Genomic DNA, 3,933 nt, shown 5'->3' on the forward strand with positions numbered 1-3,933 from the left:
GACTATATCGTGGGTATCGGCAAGAACAGTCGGCTGCTCAAGGAAGTGGACGTGCCCATGATGCTGGTGCGCAAGACCCAATGGCAGGTGGGAGGGAAAGTGGCAGAGACGTTCCGCTTCCCGTATCAAGCACACTCTTGGAAGTACCCACGCTGGGTGGTCGCTCGTCTAGAAGAGAGCGAGTTGGGCTCTAATCCCCGGTTTATCATTAGTTCCCGTTATGACGATGGCTTCAAACTCTACTACGAGCAGTACTGCGCTCGGGGCGACATGGAGAACCGAATCAAGGATCAACAACTGAGCCTGTTTGCTGATCGTACCTCTAGCACGCACTGGTGGGCCAATCAGTGGCGGCTGATCTTGTCGGGCTTTGCCTATACGCTGTTCGAGCGCTTACGCACTTACCTGAAGAAGACGCCCTTCGCGCGCATGAGCCCAAGCAACCTACGGCTAAAGCTCATCAAGGTGGGCGCGGTCATCATCCGCAACACGCGCCGAATCCGGGTGCTGATGAGTGACAGCTACCCCTATAAAACGGAACTATCCGATCTCATCAGGCGGTTGGTGCCGAACTGAATGCGCGGGCGCCCCTGGCCCGACGCAATGGGGGGAAGGGGGAAGTGTGTCTGAACGACGGGAAGTGGTTAAAAAGTAGGCAGTTTAAACCGTGCCAATAGGTTTTTAGTAGCATTACGTCTTGGGTAAGATACTTGCTGAGGTGCTATGAGAAATCCGGGCTAGGCGAACTAATAGAAAGCTTGCCACTCGATACAGATTTTAACGAGGCTGAAACTCGTTTCCATGTCATTGATAAGATTTTGTTTGAGTGTTTAGGCTGGTGCAGAGATACAGAAGTTAGTATTGAAAAGTCTGAAGAAAGTAAATTCACAGATTATGAATTAGGTAAGCCTCAAAGATTAGCTATTCTAGAAGCTAAGCGTGAGGGCATAGTGTTTGAGCTGCCAGCAGGGGTTTCTGAAAAGCTACTAACTGATGTTCAATCATTAAGAAGAATCAGCCAAGAAGCAAGAAAGGCCATTGATCAGGTACAGTCTTATTGTTCACTGCGTGGCACTCCAGTTGCAATTGTCTCTAATGGTAAGCAATTCATAGCATTCCTTGGATCAAGGCAAGATGGGCACTCGATCCTAGAAGGTAAAGCTATCGTATTTAATAGCCTAGAACATCTTAAGCAAAATTTTAATCTGGCGTGGCAGCTTTTTTCCGCAGAGGGTATGAAAGAAAGAAAAATAAATAGATATTTAGTTTCAGGTGAAACGCATCTACCCAACAAGTTATCATCTCGTCTTGCTCATTACCCTAAAGCAAGATATAAAAGCAATATTCAATCAACTCTGCGGTCACTTTCAGAGCTTTTTCTACAAGATGCTGTAGATAACGGTGATATTGAACAGCAATTTTTTAAAGAATGTTATTGTGAAAGTGGTGCCTTGTCTCAGTATGCTTTGTTGAGTAAAAACATTTTAGAAGCTAGATATGCTTCTTTGTTTAGTGAGAAAGAGCCTCAACCACATCTCTCAAATGTGAGAGGAAAACGAAAAGACAACTTCTCTCCAGATATTTTAACAGAGGCGGTTTCCAAGAGGCCTATAGTTTTACTTGGTGATGTTGGGGTTGGTAAAACTTCTTTTATTAAAAATTTAATGTATAACAGTGCTTATGATGAGTTTAAAAGTGCAATATACATATATATTGATTTGGGCTCTAAAGCTGCTTTAAGTAACGATCTTAAAATTTTTGTCATAAATGAAGTTGAACGGCAGTTAAATGAATCTTATAACCTTGATTCTTATGAGTTTGGTATAGTAAAAGGGGTTTATGCTTCTGAAATAAGTCGATTTGCTAAAAGTTCTTGGGGTAGAAAAAAAGAATCCGAGCCTGATCTTTATGAGACTAAATTGTACGAACATTTAGACGAGTTGATGACTGAGAAAGACCAACACTTAAAACGAGTGATTGGGAATTATTCGAAATCCACAAAGAGGCAAATAATAATTTGTCTTGATAACGCGGATCAGCGAGAATTTAAAATTCAGCAAGATACCTTTGTTATCAGTCAAGAATTAGCCCAAGACTGGGATTCAACGGTTTTTGTATCAGTGAGGCCGCAGACATTTTTTAGGTCTAAGAGGTCAGGGGCACTCAATGCTTACCCGCACAAAGTTTTTACAATTTCTCCTCCCAGAATTGATAAAGTTATTGAAAAAAGGCTAATGTTTGCACTTAAAATTGCAGAAGGATCTATTTCAAGTGAGGTGTATAGAGGATTCGAACTAAATGTAGAGAGCCTAGCTTATTTTCTCAAAGCTCTTTTGTCATCGCTTAGGGATAATCCTGAATTGTTGGAGTTTCTCTCGAATATAACCGGTGGAAATATTAGAGCCGCAATTGAGTTTGTAACAGGATTTATTGGCAGTCCTGGAGTAGACGCTGAAAAAATTATAGAAAAAATGGAAAAGCATGGTCGTTATAAAATACCATTACATGAGTTTACTAAACAGGCTTTGTTGGGAGAGTATTCTCACTATAGTCCTGATACTTCAATTGCAATGAATATATTTGATATATATCACTCGGATTCAAATGAGCATTTCCTTGTGCCAATATTGCTTTCTTATTTAGACTTAAATGGTAAACATAGAGATAATGATGGATTTTGCCAATCGAAAGACATATTTTCTGAGTTGCAAAATATAGGTTATGTAGGTGGTCAAATTGAGAAAGCTTTACGTCGGACAACTAATAAAAAATTAATTGAAACATCGCAGAGGGTAACTTTTGAAGAAGATGTAAATGGTGCTTTGATTGGAGATATGCCAGATTCATTCCGTATTACTAGTATTGGAGCATATCATCTTCGGCGTTGGATGGGGCAGTTTACGTATCTTGATGCAATGGTTTTTGATACTCCGATATTGAGTAAGAAAGTAAGAGAGGAGTTAAGTCAAGATCTGGAGTCACTATCTATTGATGCTCGTTATGAGCGTGCATTAATATTTAAAAAATATCTTCTTGAGCTATGGGGTGGTTTTCAGAGAACTCCAAATTACTTGAACCTTAGTGAGATTTTTGAGGAAGGAGATAGTAGTTTTGGGCGAGTGGGTGATGCAATAAAAAGAAATCAACAAGATGCCGATAACTAATGTTTTTAATTTGAATTAAGGTTAAATGATGGCTAAAAGAGATATTGTGAAAGAAATTAAGCAAAAAAACTTGCGCACAGAAGTAGGTTTCTTGCATGGTAATTTAGAGCTCTATGCGCTTGAGTCTAGGTTTGGAAAATTAGATGTCTCTGATAGGACAACTTTATCTTTACTTGTTATGGGCGTAGCATCATGTATTGAAGTTGGTGTGCGTGAAGCAATTAAAAGACTTGTTGACTCAGGAGAGCCGTTTTTAGGTCGGGCTGAGAAGTTTAAAGAGTATATAAAATTTGATTTTTTGTTGACTAAAGAGTTGAGCTTGGGAAATATTACTTTTGGCGACTTAATATCACACTCATTACCTGTTAGTAGTCTAAACCACATTGCTAGCCATTTTGAAAGTCTTTTTATGGAAAACTCTAAGATGAAGTTTGCGGAAATTTTGTCAAAAGTTAGAGTTTTTATGGAGCCAGATGATGAAGACTTATTTAATAAAGGGCATTCCCCCGGCAAAGAGTTACCTCCTTTTTTGCTGAACAATGCAAGAGATTTGCTAAAAGATATTGCATTGATTTTTGAGATCCGTCACCTTGTTGCGCATGAGGCTAATTTTAAAGTGGTTTCGTATGAGGAATTAGAAAAGTTATTAAAGAGTGCGCGCTCCTTTTTGAATTCACCTGAATCCGTGAAGCCGGCGCCGACACTTTCCCTATCACCGCCAGCGAGCACTTTTTGATCATTCGCCCCGTGCAAGTTGGCTTTCGCAAGC

The 3,933-nt window shown here is 40.0% G+C and carries 3 protein-coding genes; all 3 read left to right on the forward strand.

Annotated features, from left to right (window positions below; translation table 11 throughout):
- Positions 1–576, forward strand: a 576-nt coding sequence (locus ACQKE4_RS20285; RefSeq protein ID WP_427390027.1) for a transposase, incomplete at its 5' end; no start/stop codon positions are given.
- Positions 577–758: 182 nt separating this feature from the next.
- Positions 759–3,164, forward strand: a complete 2,406-nt coding sequence (locus ACQKE4_RS20290) for a hypothetical protein (RefSeq protein WP_427390029.1) — start codon at positions 759–761, stop codon at positions 3,162–3,164.
- Between the two features lie 46 nt (positions 3,165–3,210).
- Positions 3,211–3,900, forward strand: coding sequence for a hypothetical protein (locus ACQKE4_RS20295; RefSeq protein ID WP_427390031.1), 690 nt, complete (start codon positions 3,211–3,213; stop codon positions 3,898–3,900).
- Positions 3,901–3,933 lie beyond the last annotated feature (33 nt).

The organism is Halomonas sp. NPDC076908, from assembly GCF_050269715.1.
Taxonomy (GTDB): Bacteria; Pseudomonadota; Gammaproteobacteria; order Pseudomonadales; family Halomonadaceae; genus Vreelandella.